Origin of the sequence: Variovorax sp. PAMC26660 (assembly GCF_014302995.1) — a bacterium.
GTDB lineage: Bacteria > Pseudomonadota > Gammaproteobacteria > Burkholderiales > Burkholderiaceae_C > Variovorax.
Genome location: NZ_CP060295.1, coordinates 1,096,258 through 1,109,496 on the forward strand (window position 1 = coordinate 1,096,258; position 13,239 = coordinate 1,109,496).

The 13,239-nt window shown below is 67.1% G+C and carries 12 protein-coding genes; 8 read left to right on the forward strand and 4 right to left on the reverse strand.

Annotated features, from left to right (window positions below):
• Positions 1-5: 5 nt before the first annotated feature.
• Complete coding sequence (locus H7F35_RS05200; protein ID WP_187111888.1) at positions 6-3,629, reverse strand: ATP-binding protein; 3,624 nt, start codon at positions 3,627-3,629, stop codon at positions 6-8.
• Between the two features lie 104 nt (positions 3,630-3,733).
• On the opposite strand from H7F35_RS05200, the gene H7F35_RS05205 reads away from it, so the two are divergent.
• The 7 genes from H7F35_RS05205 (at position 3,734) to ureG (ending at position 9,110) form a co-directional block, all read left to right on the forward strand.
• Positions 3,734-4,036, forward strand: coding sequence for an urease subunit gamma (locus H7F35_RS05205; RefSeq protein ID WP_187111889.1), 303 nt, complete (start codon positions 3,734-3,736; stop codon positions 4,034-4,036).
• 24 nt (positions 4,037-4,060) lie between these two features.
• A complete protein-coding gene (locus H7F35_RS05210) occupies positions 4,061-4,663 on the forward strand; it encodes a HupE/UreJ family protein (protein ID WP_187111890.1) in 603 nt (200 codons plus the stop codon).
• A 7-nt stretch (positions 4,664-4,670) separates the two neighbouring features.
• A complete protein-coding gene (locus H7F35_RS05215) occupies positions 4,671-4,976 on the forward strand; it encodes an urease subunit beta (protein ID WP_055802788.1) in 306 nt (101 codons plus the stop codon).
• Between the two features lie 3 nt (positions 4,977-4,979).
• Complete coding sequence (gene ureC, locus H7F35_RS05220) at positions 4,980-6,698, forward strand: urease subunit alpha (RefSeq protein ID WP_187111891.1); 1,719 nt, start codon at positions 4,980-4,982, stop codon at positions 6,696-6,698.
• An 89-nt stretch (positions 6,699-6,787) separates the two neighbouring features.
• Positions 6,788-7,399 carry an urease accessory protein UreE gene (gene ureE, locus H7F35_RS05225; protein WP_187111892.1) on the forward strand — a complete coding sequence of 204 codons (612 nt, stop codon included), beginning with the start codon at positions 6,788-6,790 and terminating at the stop codon, positions 7,397-7,399.
• Between the two features lie 355 nt (positions 7,400-7,754).
• Positions 7,755-8,444, forward strand: coding sequence for an urease accessory protein UreF (locus H7F35_RS05230; protein WP_187111893.1), 690 nt, complete (start codon positions 7,755-7,757; stop codon positions 8,442-8,444).
• A 15-nt stretch (positions 8,445-8,459) separates the two neighbouring features.
• A complete protein-coding gene (ureG, locus tag H7F35_RS05235; protein WP_187111894.1) occupies positions 8,460-9,110 on the forward strand; it encodes an urease accessory protein UreG in 651 nt (216 codons plus the stop codon).
• Between the two features lie 12 nt (positions 9,111-9,122).
• On the opposite strand, the gene H7F35_RS05240 is transcribed toward ureG, so the two are convergent.
• Together H7F35_RS05240 and H7F35_RS05245 are read right to left on the reverse strand one after the other, a co-directional pair.
• Positions 9,123-9,650 carry a hypothetical protein gene (locus tag H7F35_RS05240; protein WP_187111895.1) on the reverse strand — a complete coding sequence of 176 codons (528 nt, stop codon included), beginning with the start codon at positions 9,648-9,650 and terminating at the stop codon, positions 9,123-9,125.
• A gap of 99 nt (positions 9,651-9,749) precedes the next feature.
• Positions 9,750-10,619 (reverse strand): pirin family protein, encoded by an 870-nt coding sequence (locus tag H7F35_RS05245; protein ID WP_187111896.1) that lies wholly within the window; start codon positions 10,617-10,619, stop codon positions 9,750-9,752.
• 144 nt (positions 10,620-10,763) lie between these two features.
• On the opposite strand from H7F35_RS05245, the gene H7F35_RS05250 reads away from it, so the two are divergent.
• On the forward strand, positions 10,764-11,684 hold the full coding sequence (locus tag H7F35_RS05250) for a LysR family transcriptional regulator (RefSeq protein WP_187111897.1): 921 nt from the start codon (positions 10,764-10,766) through the stop codon (positions 11,682-11,684).
• Positions 11,685-11,699: 15 nt separating this feature from the next.
• On the opposite strand, the gene H7F35_RS05255 is transcribed toward H7F35_RS05250, so the two are convergent.
• Entirely contained in the window at positions 11,700-13,211 is a 1,512-nt protein-coding gene (locus H7F35_RS05255) for a tripartite tricarboxylate transporter permease (protein ID WP_093237971.1), read from the reverse strand.
• Positions 13,212-13,239 lie beyond the last annotated feature (28 nt).

Below are 13,239 nucleotides of genomic sequence, written 5' to 3' on the forward strand. Positions count from 1 at the left end.
GGGGTTCATGGGGCGCTCACTGCTTCGGCCAGCGCGCGGCTCATGGCTTCGAACTGGAACTGGCGGGCCAGCACGCGCTGGGCTTCGGTCCACGCCACGCACTCGGGCTGCGCGGCGTCGATGTCGTCGAGCTGGTTCATGATGCCGCGGAAGTAGCCCAGGCTCACCGCCTCTTCGAGCGCGCGCAGCCGAGGCAGTGAAGGCGCCAGCATGGCCCGCGGCGCCACGGCCGCGGGCGCAGGCTTGACGGCAGCTTCGGTCCATTGAAGGCCCAGCCGGCGTTCGAGCCAGTCGAGCAGTTCGGTGTGGCGCACCGGCTTGACGAAGAAGTCCTCGGGCACGATGCCCACGTCGTTGTCGAGCCCCTTGTCGAAGGCGTTGGCCGAGACGATGGCGACCGAGGCATCGACCAGCCCCAGCTTGCGTGCGCGGCGGATGGTTTCCCAGCCATCGATGCCCGGCATCGCGAGGTCGACGAACATCGCGTCGGGCCGGTAGCCGGCGGCGATGAGGTCGAGCGCGTCATGCCCGCTGGCCGCGCTGCGCAGCTCGAAGCCCAGCGGCGCGAGCACATGGCCAAGCAGGTCGCGATCGGCCTCTTCGTTGTCGACCACCAGCAGGCGACGGCGCGGGCCTTCATAGCCGCGTCGCGCGCGCTGCACCGGCGCGGGCCGGTTGGCGGCGACCGCGATGTCATGCACGCGCGGCAGGAACAGGCGCACGCAGAAGAGCGAGCCCACGCCCGGCGTGCTGCGCACCTTCATCTCGCCGCCCATCAGGTCGGTCAGCATCTTGGCGATGGTGAGCCCGAGCCCCGCACCCGGTGCGGCCGACGCGCCGGCCGTATTGCCGCGCGCGAAGGGCTCGAAGATGCGCTCGATGTCCTCGGCCGGCATGCCGGGTCCGGTGTCCTCGATCTCCACCGAGGCGAACTCGCGCGCATAGGCCAGCCGCAGCGTGACCTGCCCCGCCGCCGTGAACTTGATCGCGTTGCCCAGCAGGTTGATGAGGATCTGGCACACGCGCTTTTCGTCGGCGCGCACCACCTCGGGCAACGGTCCCGCGGCCTCGAAGCGGAACTGCAGGCCCTTCTCGGCCGCCTGCAGCTCGAACATGTCGGCCAGCTCGCGCAGTGTGTCGGCAAAGCGCATCGGCCGTGCATGCAGCGTGAGCTTGCCAGCCTCGATGTGCGCAATGGCCAGCGTGCCTTCGATGAGCGACAGCAGATGCTCGCCGCCGCGCTTGATGACGGCCACCGCCTGCTGGCGATGCGGCGGCACGGAATGGTCTTCGCCCATCAGTTGCGCATAGCCCAGGATGCTGTTGAGCGGCGTGCGCAGCTCGTGACTGATGGCGCTGATGTAGCGGCTCTTGGCCTGGTTGGCCTGATCGGCGGCCTGCCTGGCATGCTCCGCCGCGAGCTTGGCTTGCTCCGCGATCTCGCGCGCTTCGTCGGCGGTCTGCTTGGCCGCCTGCAGTGCGCGGTCGGTCTCGCGGTGCAGTTCGATCTCGCGCACCAGCAGGTGCGTCTGCCGGTTCGATTCTTCCTGCGCCACCTTGCGGCTCTGGTGCGCGAGCACCAGCCACCACGCCACGATGCCCGCGATGACCAGCAGCGCCATGTAGGCCTTCAAAAAACCCGAGCGCAGCGACGACTGCTGCACGCTCGCCCAGGCTTGGGACGCATCTGCCTGCGACGCGAGCGTCAGCGCGCTTTCGGCCAACGCGCGCAACTCCTGCTGGTAGAGCACGCCGAACACCACGGCCAGCAGCGGCACGATGACCAGCATCAGCAACAGGAAGTGCCCGAGCCCCGTGTCGAGGTAGCGCCAGCTGCGGCGCGGCAGCAGCCAACGCAAGACAGCAGACCACTGCGCCGACAGGCTCGCGTGCGGCTTGCACAGATCGCCGCAGCGCGCGTCGAGCGTGCAGCACAGCGAACAGATCGCGCCCTGGTAGGCCGGGCAATGCGCCATGTCCGGTCCTTCGTATTCGCGCTCGCAGATCACGCAGTGCTGCACCTTCAGGCGCTGGTAGCTGCCCTCTTCGTCGTTGCGCTCGACCCGGGCCCAGCGCACCGCGCGCGAGCCCGCGGCCGGCGCAAACAGCGCGGCGCTGCCCGGCCCCGAGGTGCGCGCCAGGTAGTACTTGCCGCCGGTCGCCCAGGCCAGCAGCGGCGACGCCACCAGCGCCGTGCCCAGCGCGATCAGTGCCGAGAACGCCTGCGCCAGCGGCCCGAACACGCCCAAGTGCGCAGTGATCGACAGCACCGAGGCCAGCGCCATCGCGCCCACGCCCACCGGGTTGATGTCCCACAGGTGCGCGCGCTTGAACTCGATGCCCGGCGGCGACAGCCCCAGCGGCTTGTTGATGACCAGGTCGGCCACCACGGCCATCATCCAGGCGATGGCGATGTTGGCGAACAGTCCGAGCACGTCGCCCAGCGCCTCGAACACGTTCATCTCCATCAGCATGAAGGCGATCAGCGCGTTGAACACCACCCACACCACGCGCCCCGGATGGCTGTGCGTCACGCGCGAGAAGAAATTGCTCCAGGCCAGCGACCCCGCATAGGCATTGGTGACGTTGATCTTCAGCTGCGAGATCACCACGAACAGCGCCGTCGCCGCCACCGCCCAGCCGTAGTTCGGAAACACGTACTCGTAGGCCGCCAGGTACATCTGGTTCGGATCGACCGCGCGCTCGACGGGCACCATGTGCGTGATCGCCAGGTAGGCCAGCAGCGCGCCGCCGAGCATCTTGAACACGCCCAGCACCACCCACCCCGGCCCGCCGGCCAGCACGCCGGCCCACCAGCGCCGCGCCGTCGCGGCCGTGCGCGCGGGCATGAAACGCAGGTAGTCGGCCTGTTCGCCCATCTGGGTGATCAGCGCAATGCCGACCGTCAGGGCTGCGCCAAACAGGTGCAGATCGAATCCCTTGGTGCCGGCCCTGACCCCGTTGTAGTGCGCAATGCCCGCGAACGCACCAGGATCGCGCACCAGCACATAGACGAAAGGCACCACCAGCATCAGCAGCCACAGCGGCTGGGTCCACAGTTGCAGCCGGCTGATGGCCGACACCCCGTGCGTGACCAGGGGAATCACCACCAGCGCACACACCAGGTAGCCCCAGACCGGTGGAATGCCCAGCGCCAGTTCCAGCGCGTAAGCCATCACCGCCGCTTCGAGCGCGAAGAAGATGAAAGTGAAGGAGGCGTAGATCAGCGAGGTGAGCGTCGAGCCGATATAGCCGAAGCCGGCGCCGCGCGTGAGCAGGTCCATGTCGACCCCGTAGCGCGCCGCGTACACGCTGATCGGCAGCCCCGCCAGGAAGATGATGAGCCCCGTCGCCAGGATCGCCCAGAAGGCGTTGGCAAAGCCGTACTGCACCAGCAAGGTGGCACCGACCGCTTCGAGCACGAGGAACGACGCCGCCCCGAAGGCCGTGTTGGCCACCCGCCATTCGGACCATTTGCGAAAGCGCTGGGGCGTGTAGCGCAGGGCGTAGTCCTCCAGCGTTTCGCTGGCCACCCAGCTGTTGTAGTCGCGCCGGACCTTGACGATGCGCTGGGGCGCGTCGTCGGGGGTGGCGGTCTGGGTGTCGGGGTTCACACCGTTTCGGTGCATCTTTCGTGCCATCCGTACGACTTTTGGCGAACAGGGCACGACTGTTGCAAAGAAGAAGGCTTGCCCATAATGGCCGCCTCCCTCCGCCACCCGATGCCGATCCCATGGAACTGACCCCGCGCGAAAAAGACAAGCTGCTGATCTTCACCGCGGCGCTGCTGGCCGAACGCCGCAAGGCGCGCGGCCTGAAGCTCAACTACCCCGAAGCCATCGCCCTGATTTCCGCCGCCGTGATGGAAGGCGCCCGCGACGGCAAGAGCGTCGCGGCCCTGATGAGCGAGGGGCGCTCGGTGCTCACCCGCGCCGACGTGATGGACGGCATTGCCGAGATGATCCCGGACATCCAGGTCGAAGCCACCTTCCCCGACGGCACCAAGCTGGTCACCGTTCACCAGCCCATCGTCTGACACCCAGAACAAGAGAGACCTCTCATGCGCCACACCGCTGCTTCCAAGACCCTCGCCCTGCTCGCCTTCCTGCTGCCTTTGGCGGCCAGCGCCCACACCGGCGTCGACGGCGGCCTGCACCACGGCTTCCCCACCGGCTTCATGCATCCGCTGACCGGCGCGGACCACCTGGCGGCCATGGTCGCGGTCGGCCTGTGGAGCGCATTGGCCGCGCGCCGCGCCTGGCCCGATCTGCTGTGGGCGCCATTGGCCTTCGCCAGCATGCTGCTGGTCGGTGCGCTGATGGGTCTGGCGGGCGTGCAGTTGCCGGCGGTCGAGCCGATGATCGCGGCCTCGCTGCTGGTGCTGGGCCTGCTGGTGGTCACGCGCATTCACCTGCCGGCCGTGGTGGCGATGGCAGTGGTCGGCGTGTTCGCCGTGTTCCACGGTGTGGCGCACGGCTACGAACTGGCGAGCGAAGAAGGCGCGGGTCTCACGCTGGCGGGCATGGTCTGCGCGACCGTGCTGCTGCATGCCGCGGGCATCGCCATCGGCTGGGCGCTGCGCCATGCCAACGCCTGGCTGCCGCGCATTGCCGGCGCCGCCGTGGTCGGCCTCGGCGCGACGCTGCTGGCCCAGGCGATCTGAGGCCGCCATGACACCCGGCGAACTCTTCACCGACGACGGCGAGCACACGCTCAACCCCGGACGCCGCACCCTCACGCTGGTGGTGCAGAACACCGCCGACCGGCCGATCCAGGTCGGCTCGCACTATCACTTTGCCGAAACCAACGGGGCCCTCGGCTTCGACCGCGAGGCCGCGCGCGGCATGCGGCTGAACATTGCCTCGGGCGCCGCAGTGCGCTTCGAGCCGGGCCAGCAGCGCACGGTCGAGCTGGTCGATTTTTCGGGTGATCGCATCGTCTATGGCTTTCGCGGCCTCGTTCAAGGAAAGCTCTAAAGCATGGCCACCATCGGGCGACGCGCCTACGCAGAAATCTTCGGCCCCACCGTGGGCGACCGGGTCCGTCTGGCCGACACCGACCTGCTGATCGAGGTCGAGGCCGACTACACCCTGCGCGCTGGCGGCTACGGGGAGGAAGTGAAGTTCGGCGGCGGCAAGACCATCCGCGACGGCATGGCGCAATCGCAGCGCACGAGGGCGCAAGGCGCTGTCGACACCGTGCTGACCAACGCGCTGATCCTCGACCACTGGGGCATCGTCAAGGCCGACATCGGCCTGAAAGACGGCCGCATCGCCGCCATCGGCAAGGCCGGCAACCCCGACGTGCAACCGGGCGTGGACATCGTCATCGGCCCGGGCACCGAAATCATCAGTTGCGAAGGCAACATCGTCACCGCCGGCGGCATCGACAGCCACATCCACTTCATCTGCCCGCAGCAGATCGAAGAGGCGCTGTCTTCCGGCGTGACCACCATGCTCGGCGGCGGCACTGGCCCCGCCACCGGCACCTTCGCGACCACCGCCACACCGGGCCCCTGGCACATCGAGCGCATGCTGCAGGCCGCCGATGCGTTCCCGATGAACCTGGGCTTCCTCGGCAAGGGCAACGCCAGCCTGCCGGATGCCCTGCATGAGCAGATCGAAGCCGGCGTCATGGGCCTGAAGCTGCATGAAGACTGGGGCACCACGCCCTCGGCCATCAGCAACTGCCTGGACGTGGCCGACGCCACCGACACGCAGGTGGCCATTCACAGCGACACGCTCAACGAATCGGGCTTTGTCGAAAACACGATTGCAGCCGTGGGCGGCCGCGCCATCTGCGCCTTCCACACCGAAGGCGCGGGCGGCGGCCATGCGCCCGACATCCTGCGCGTGGTGGGCGAGACGAACTTCCTGCCCTCTTCCACCAACCCCACGATGCCCTACACCGTGAACACGCTCGACGAGCACGTCGACATGCTCATGGTGTGCCACCACCTGGACGCCGGCATCGCCGAAGACCTGGCCTTTGCCGAGTCGCGCATCCGCAAGGAAACCATTGCGGCCGAAGACGTGCTGCACGACCTGGGCGCCATCAGCATGTTCAGCTCCGACAGCCAGGCCATGGGCCGCGTCGGCGAGGTCATCATCCGCACCTGGCAGACCGCGCACAAGATGAAGCTGCAGCGCGGCAAGCTGCCCGAAGACAACGAGCGCAACGACAACTTCCGCGCCAGGCGCTTCATCGCCAAGTACACGATCAACCCGGCGATTGCGCACGGCATCGCGCACGAAGTCGGTTCGCTCGAAGTCGGCAAGTGGGCCGACATCGTGATCTGGAAGCCCGCCTTCTTCGGCGTGAAGCCCTTCACCATCCTCAAGGGCGGCACCATCGCGATGGCTGCGATGGGCGACCCGAACGCGTCGATCCCGACGCCGCAGCCGGTGCACTTTCGCCCGATGTTCGGCGCGTATGGCGGCTCGCTCGCCAAAAGCTCGCTGACCTTCGTCTCGCAGGCCGGATTAGCTTCGGGCATCAAGGAACGCTACGGTTTGGCCAAGAACCTCAGCGCGGTGAAGAACATCCGCAATGTGCGCAAACAGCACATGATCCACAACGGCTACACGCCGAAGATGGAGATCGATGCGCAGACTTATGCAGTGCGCGCCGACGGCCACCTGCTGACCTGCGAGCCGGCGAAGCTGCTGCCGATGGCGCAGCGGTATTTCCTGTTTTGAAGCCGGGGTATGCGCCTGCTTGACAGGCTGCGTATCCTCGAAGGTACTCATCCAGTCAACGGGCGCCGTTGGGGCACCCCTTTTTCATCATGCTCACCGCCAACAAACTCATGCCCCAGGGCCGCGGCCTTGCGCCCGTGTTGCTCAAGCGCGCCGCCACCATCGAACTCGATTGGGACGTGCGCCAGAAAAGCCGTTTCGACGCCACCGACTCGCAGGGCCGGCAGCTCGGCATCTTCCTGCCGCGCGGCACTGCGGTGCGCGGCGGTGACGTGCTGGTGGCCGAAGACGGATCGCTGATTCGCGTGATCGCCGCGCCGCAGTCAGTGCTGCGCATCACGCACTGCACTGCGCACGGGACGCCCTTCGACCTGACGCGCGCGGCCTATCACCTGGGCAACCGGCATGTGCCGATCGAACTCAAGCCCGACCATTTGAAGATCGAGCCCGACCACGTGCTGGCCGACATGCTGCGTTCGATGCATCTGATCGTGGTGGCGGTCGAGGAAGCCTTCGAACCCGAGGGCGGCGCGTATGGGTCGCACGGCGGTGGTCACAGCCATGACAACTCGCACGACCATGGCCATTCGCACAGCAGCGGTAGCAAAGGGCCGAAGCCACTCGTGCTTGCACCGGAACTGCTCGACGACCATGAGCATTCGCACGGTCACGACCATGGGCACCACGGGCATTCCCACTGAGATGCAGCCTTGTCTTTTTGTTCGTCGCATTGGGCGGGTTTTGCGCTGTTGTTCAGGGCGACGCTCACGCCGACACGGGGCTCTTTTTCGCGAATGTCCCCCGCTTCGCTCCTCCTTTATTTCGCGAAAAAGAGCCCCGTATCGACGTGAGCGTTGGACAGAGTGGTCGTTGATCGCAGGATCACCAGCAGCGTGCCCCAGTGCGAATGACACCAGGTGCTCCCCGCAGCGAAATAAAGGAGGAGCGAAGCGGGGGACATTCGCGGAGGGGAGCACCCGGTGTCATTCGCACTCGCCCCGGACAAACGCCCCCGAACAAACGCACAGCGAACACACCCCGCGGTAGAGAACTGACATGCAAAAACCGTCCGGCACACCCGGCGCCCACAGTCTCCTGCAGCTCATCTGGCTGGCGTCCCCAGCACTCCCGGTCGGCGGCTTCTCGTACTCCGAAGGCGTCGAGGCGGCCGTCGAATGGGCCGGCATCGATTCGGAATCGAAAGCCGCCGAATGGCTTTCCGACCAGTTGCACCTGAGCTTCGCGCGCGGCGACCTCGCCCTGGTGGCGCAAGCCATCGCAGCCTGGCGCGCGAACGACACGCAGCGCATCCGCGAACTCAACGAATGGGTGATGGTCACGCGCGAATCGGCCGAATTCTTCCTGCAGACCGAACAGATGGGGCGCTCCTTCGTCGAGTGGCTCAAGCTGCACCATGCCGACACGGCCGAGGTCTTCGCGAACCTGCCCGCGACCTACCCGGTGGCCTTCGCATTCGCCGTCAGCCGCACCGGCGCCACCGTGCACGACGGCTGCCTGGCCTTTGCCTTCGGCTGGGCCGAGAACATGGTCGCCGCCGCCGTGAAGGCCGTGCCGCTCGGCCAAAGCGCGGGCCAGCGCATCCTCGGGCAGTTGGCGAACGACATCCCCGCCGCCGTGACCCGCGCCATGAGCCTCACCGACGACGAACGCCAGGCCTTCGCGCCCCTGCTGGCGGTGTTGTCGGCCCGCCATGAAACACAATATTCCCGCCTCTTCCGAAGCTGAACCGGACACCTGCCCATGACCTCCGCCCTGCACCACATCCCCCACCGCACCAAGAGACTGCCCCCACTGCGCGTGGGCATCGGCGGCCCGGTCGGCTCGGGCAAGACCACGCTGCTCGAAATGCTCTGCAAGGCGATGCGCGACAAGTACGACCTGATCGCCATCACCAACGACATCTACACCAAGGAAGACCAGCGCCTGCTCACAGTGGCCGGCGCGCTGCCGGCCGAACGCATCATGGGCGTGGAAACTGGCGGCTGCCCGCATACCGCGATCCGCGAAGACGCCTCGATCAACCTCGAAGCCATCGACCGCATGCTCGAAGACTTTCCGAACGCCGACATCGTGTTCGTCGAGTCGGGCGGCGACAACCTCGCGGCCACCTTCAGCCCCGAGCTGTCGGACCTGACGATCTACGTGATCGATGTGGCCGCCGGCGAGAAGATCCCGCGCAAGGGCGGCCCCGGCATCACCAAGAGCGACCTGTTCATCATCAACAAGACCGACCTTGCGCCCTACGTCGGCGCCAACCTCGACGTGATGGAGCAGGATACGCAGCGCATGCGCCGCCAGCGCCCTTATGTGATGACCAACCTCAAGACCCACACGGGCGTGGCCGAGGTGGTGGCGTTCATCGAGCAGCGCGGGATGCTCGTCACCGGCTGAGTCGACGGGCGCTCAGAGTTCGCTGCCGTCCCGCAACTGCCGCGCCTTGTAGACCAGCCGCACGCTCGCGCGGCGCGGGTCGCTGACCTGCTGCACATAGACGTCGGTGTCGTTGCTCACCCACGCGGCATAGGCGCTGCCCGGATCGCGCGACGCCAGCTCGTTGCCGAACACACCCCGTCCCCATTGCACGAGCGCTGCAAAAGCCGCTGCGCCGCTGTCGGGCAGTGACTGCGCGGTCGCCACGTATTCGACGCGCCGCAGCTCGGAGGCGGCAAAGAAGAAAGTGGGCTCGAACGTCAGCCCCGCCATCGCGACGGGAGCGGCGCGCCAACTGCCAAGCAGGCCACCGGTCAGGCGCTGCGGCCGCTGCACGTGTTCCGCTGCGGGCAATGCGGCGCGCAGCTCGTCGGCCGTCATGCCCAGACGCACGCCCGGTGGCAGGGCCTGCGCATGCAGCGCACCGGCGGCCAGCATGGCAGCGCCGGCGGCAAGCGCCCGGAGAAGGGTCGAAGAGGCAATGGATCGCACGTGAAGCATCTGGAGAAAGGCGTCGGCACCGTGGGACCGCGAGTATGACGCGGAGTTCCACAGTGCCGCCACCGCCCTGTGCCGGCCCCACCAGAGCGCCCGGCGCGCTCAGTGCGCCTGCATCTGCCCGAAGCGGCCGCTGCCGAAGTCCTTCATGGCCTGCGCGATCTCGTCGCGCGTGTTCATCACGAACGGGCCGTGCCCGACGATGGGTTCGTCGATCGGCTCGCCGCTCAGCAGCAACACCACGGCGTCGTTGTTCGCGTCCAGCGTCAGCGCATCGCCGGCGCGGTCGAGCAGCACCATCTGCGCATCGCGCGCCACCTCGTCGCCGTTCACCATCACCGTGCCGCGCAGCACGACGATGGCGGCCACGCGGCCTTCGGGCACCGGCAGCGTCACGCTCGCGCCCTTGTTCAGGCGCACGTCCCACACGTCGATGGGCGTGAAGGTGTGGGCCGGTCCCTTGTGGCCGAGGTAGTCGCCCGCGATCACGCGCAGGCGGGCCGCGCCGTCGTCGAGTTCCACCGATGGAATCTGCGCATCGGTGATGCCCTGGTAGCCGGGTGCGGCCATCTTGTCCCTGGCGGGCAGGTTGACCCACAGCTGCACCATCTCAAGCTCGCCACCGTCGCGGGTGAAGGCGTCGGAATGGAACTCTTCATGCAGGATGCCCGCGCCCGCGGTCATCCACTGCACGTCGCCGGGGCCGATGGTGCCGCCCTGCCCGGTCGAGTCGCGGTGCGACACCTCGCCCTTGTAGACGATGGTCACGGTCTCGAAGCCACGGTGCGGGTGCTGGCCCACGCCGCGCGGCTGAACGGTGGGCTCGAACTTCGCCGGGCCGGCGTAGTCGAGCAGCAAGAACGGGCTGGTGTGGCGGCCCAGCGTGTCGTAGCTGAACAGCGAGCGCACGGGAAAACCGTCGCCCACCCAATGGGGGCGCGGTGCGCTGTAGGTGCCGAGGATCTTCTTCATGGGGTGCTCCTTCTGAACGCCCTCCCGATGCGGGAAAGCCATGTACAGAGGATGCGGCCGCAACGATGGTTTGAGTAGATGCCAGAATTCGCCTTCATCGTTCCATTTGGCGAACGATCAAGGGCAACGGAGGCCTGGCAAACCATGCGCGACCTGAACGATCTCTACTTCTACGCCCAGGTCGTCGACCACGGCGGCTTCGCCCCGGCCGGCCGGGCGCTGGGCGTGCCCAAGTCCAGCCTGAGCCGGCGCATCGCGCTGCTCGAAGAACGGCTGGGCGTGCGGCTGATCCAGCGCTCCACGCGCCGCTTCATCGTCACCGACATCGGCCGGCAGTACTACGAGCACTGCGTCGCGATGCTGGTCGAGGCCGATGCCGCGCAGGAGGCCATCGACCGCATCCACGCCGATCCGCAGGGGCTGGTGCGCTTGGCCTGCCCGTCGGCGCTGGTGTATTACCAGGTCGGCGAGATGATCGCGAAGTTCATGACCGAGTGCCCGCGCGTGCAGGTGCACATGGACAGCACCAACCGCCGCGTCGACGTGATCCGCGAAGGCTTCGACCTTGCGCTGCGCGTGCGCTTTCCGCCGCTAGCAGACACCGACCTCGTGATGAAGGTGCTGGGCAAGAGCGCCCAGCGGCTGGTGGCCCACCCCAGCCTGCTCGAAAGCCTGGCAGCACCCGCAGGTCCGGCGGACCTGGGCACGCTGCCCAGCCTCGACCTGGGCCCTTCGCAGCCGCAGCACACCTGGAGCCTCGAAGGCCCCGACGGTGCCACGGCCGAGGTGCGCCACCAGCCCCGGCTGGTGACCGACGACATGGTCGCGCTGCGCTTTGCCGCCCTGCAGGGCGTGGGCGTCGCCAAGCTGCCGTCCATGATGGTCCATGAAGACCTGAAGGCCGGCCGCCTGGTCGACGTGCTGCCGCAGTGGGCACCGCGCGCCGGCATCGTCCACGCGGTGTTCCCGTCGCGCCGCGGGCTGCTGCCCTCGGTGCGCAAGCTGGTGGACTTTCTTGCGGATGAATTCGAGGCGCTGGAGGCTACTCAAGCCCCCACACCCTGAATCAGATCACCGCGTTCACTCTTCGACGAACGCCTCTTCCCGCTTGGCCTTCACCGAAGGCAACAGCACGACGATCAGCAGCAGCGCAGCAGCGGCCAGCAGGCCCGCCGACAGCGGCCGCGTGACGAACACGCTCCAGTCGCCACGCGACAGCAGCAATGCGCGCCGCAGGTTCTCTTCCATCATCGGCCCGAGGATGAAGCCCAGCAGCAGCGGCGCCGGCTCGCATTTGAGCTTCAGGAAGGCATAGCCCACGATGCCGAAGATCGCCACCATCCACACATCGAAGGTGTTGTTGTTCTCCGAATAGACACCCACCGCGCAGAACAGCACGATCGACGGAAACAGCCACTTGTAGGGAATGGTCAGCAGCTTGATCCAGATGCCGATCATCGGCAGGTTCAGCACGATCAGCATCAGGTTGCCGATCCACATCGAGGCGATCAGGCCCCAGAACAGTTCTGGGTTGCTGGTCATCACCTGCGGGCCGGGCTGGATGTTGTGGATGGTCATGGCACCGACCATCAGCGCCATCACCGCATTGGGCGGAATGCCCAGCGTCAGCAGCGGGATGAAGGAGGTCTGTGCGCCGGCATTGTTGGCCGACTCGGGACCTGCCACGCCGCGGATGTTGCCCTTGCCGAAGGGCACTTCGCCTTGCTTGAGCTTGATCTTCTTCTCGATGGTGTAGGCCGCGAAGGCCGACAGCAGCGCGCCGCCACCTGGCAGGATGCCCAGTGCCGAACCCAGCGCCGTGCCGCGCAGCACCGCAGGCGTCATGTCCTTGAAGTCCTGCTTGGTGGGCCACAGGCCCTTGACCTTGGCCGTGAACACCTCGCGCTCGTGCTCGGGCACCGCAAGGTTCGCAATGATTTCGCCGTAGCCGAACACGCCCATCGCGATGGCGATGAAGCCGATGCCGTCGGTGAGTTCAGGAATGTCGAAGCTGTAGCGCGCCACGCCCGAGTTGACGTCGGTGCCCACGAGGCCGAGCGCGAGCCCCAGAAGAATCATCGTGATGGCCTTGAGCAGCGAGCCCGAGGCCAGCACCACCGCGCCGATCAGGCCCAGGATCATCAGCGAGAAGTATTCGGCCGGGCCGAACTTGAAGGCCAGCTCGGTCAGCGGCGGTGCGAAGGCCGCCAGGATCAGCGTGCCCACGCAACCCGCGAAGAACGAGCCCAGGCCCGCCGCAGCGAGCGCCGGCCCGGCCCTCCCCTTGCGCGCCATCTGGTAGCCGTCGATCACGGTCACCACCGATGAAGATTCGCCCGGCAGGTTGACCAGGATGGCCGTGGTTGAGCCGCCGTACTGCGCGCCGTAATAGATGCCCGCCAGCATGATGAGCGCGGCCACCGGCGGCAGCGCGTAGGTTGCCGGCAGCAGCATCGCGATGGTCGCCACCGGGCCGATGCCTGGCAGCACGCCGATCAGCGTGCCGAGCAGACAGCCGACGAAGGCATATACAAGGTTCTGCGCGGTGAAGGCCACGCCGAAGCCGATCGAGAGATTGGTAATCAGGTCCATTTTTCTTGTCGTGTTCTTGTTGTTCTGC

Excerpts from the sequence above, each read along its gene's own strand:
- H7F35_RS05200 (WP_187111888.1), bottom strand. The coding sequence starts at position 3,629 with ATGCACCGAAACGGTGTGAACCCCGACACCCAGACCGCCACCCCCGAC.
- H7F35_RS05205 (WP_187111889.1), top strand. The coding sequence starts at position 3,734 with ATGGAACTGACCCCGCGCGAAAAAGACAAGCTGCTGATCTTCACCGCG.
- H7F35_RS05210 (WP_187111890.1), top strand. The coding sequence starts at position 4,061 with ATGCGCCACACCGCTGCTTCCAAGACCCTCGCCCTGCTCGCCTTCCTG.
- H7F35_RS05215 (WP_055802788.1), top strand. The coding sequence starts at position 4,671 with ATGACACCCGGCGAACTCTTCACCGACGACGGCGAGCACACGCTCAAC.
- ureC (WP_187111891.1), top strand. The coding sequence starts at position 4,980 with ATGGCCACCATCGGGCGACGCGCCTACGCAGAAATCTTCGGCCCCACC.
- ureE (WP_187111892.1), top strand. The coding sequence starts at position 6,788 with ATGCTCACCGCCAACAAACTCATGCCCCAGGGCCGCGGCCTTGCGCCC.
- H7F35_RS05230 (WP_187111893.1), top strand. The coding sequence starts at position 7,755 with ATGCAAAAACCGTCCGGCACACCCGGCGCCCACAGTCTCCTGCAGCTC.
- ureG (WP_187111894.1), top strand. The coding sequence starts at position 8,460 with ATGACCTCCGCCCTGCACCACATCCCCCACCGCACCAAGAGACTGCCC.
- H7F35_RS05240 (WP_187111895.1), bottom strand. The coding sequence starts at position 9,650 with ATGCTTCACGTGCGATCCATTGCCTCTTCGACCCTTCTCCGGGCGCTT.
- H7F35_RS05245 (WP_187111896.1), bottom strand. The coding sequence starts at position 10,619 with ATGAAGAAGATCCTCGGCACCTACAGCGCACCGCGCCCCCATTGGGTG.
- H7F35_RS05250 (WP_187111897.1), top strand. The coding sequence starts at position 10,764 with ATGCGCGACCTGAACGATCTCTACTTCTACGCCCAGGTCGTCGACCAC.
- H7F35_RS05255 (WP_093237971.1), bottom strand. The coding sequence starts at position 13,211 with ATGGACCTGATTACCAATCTCTCGATCGGCTTCGGCGTGGCCTTCACC.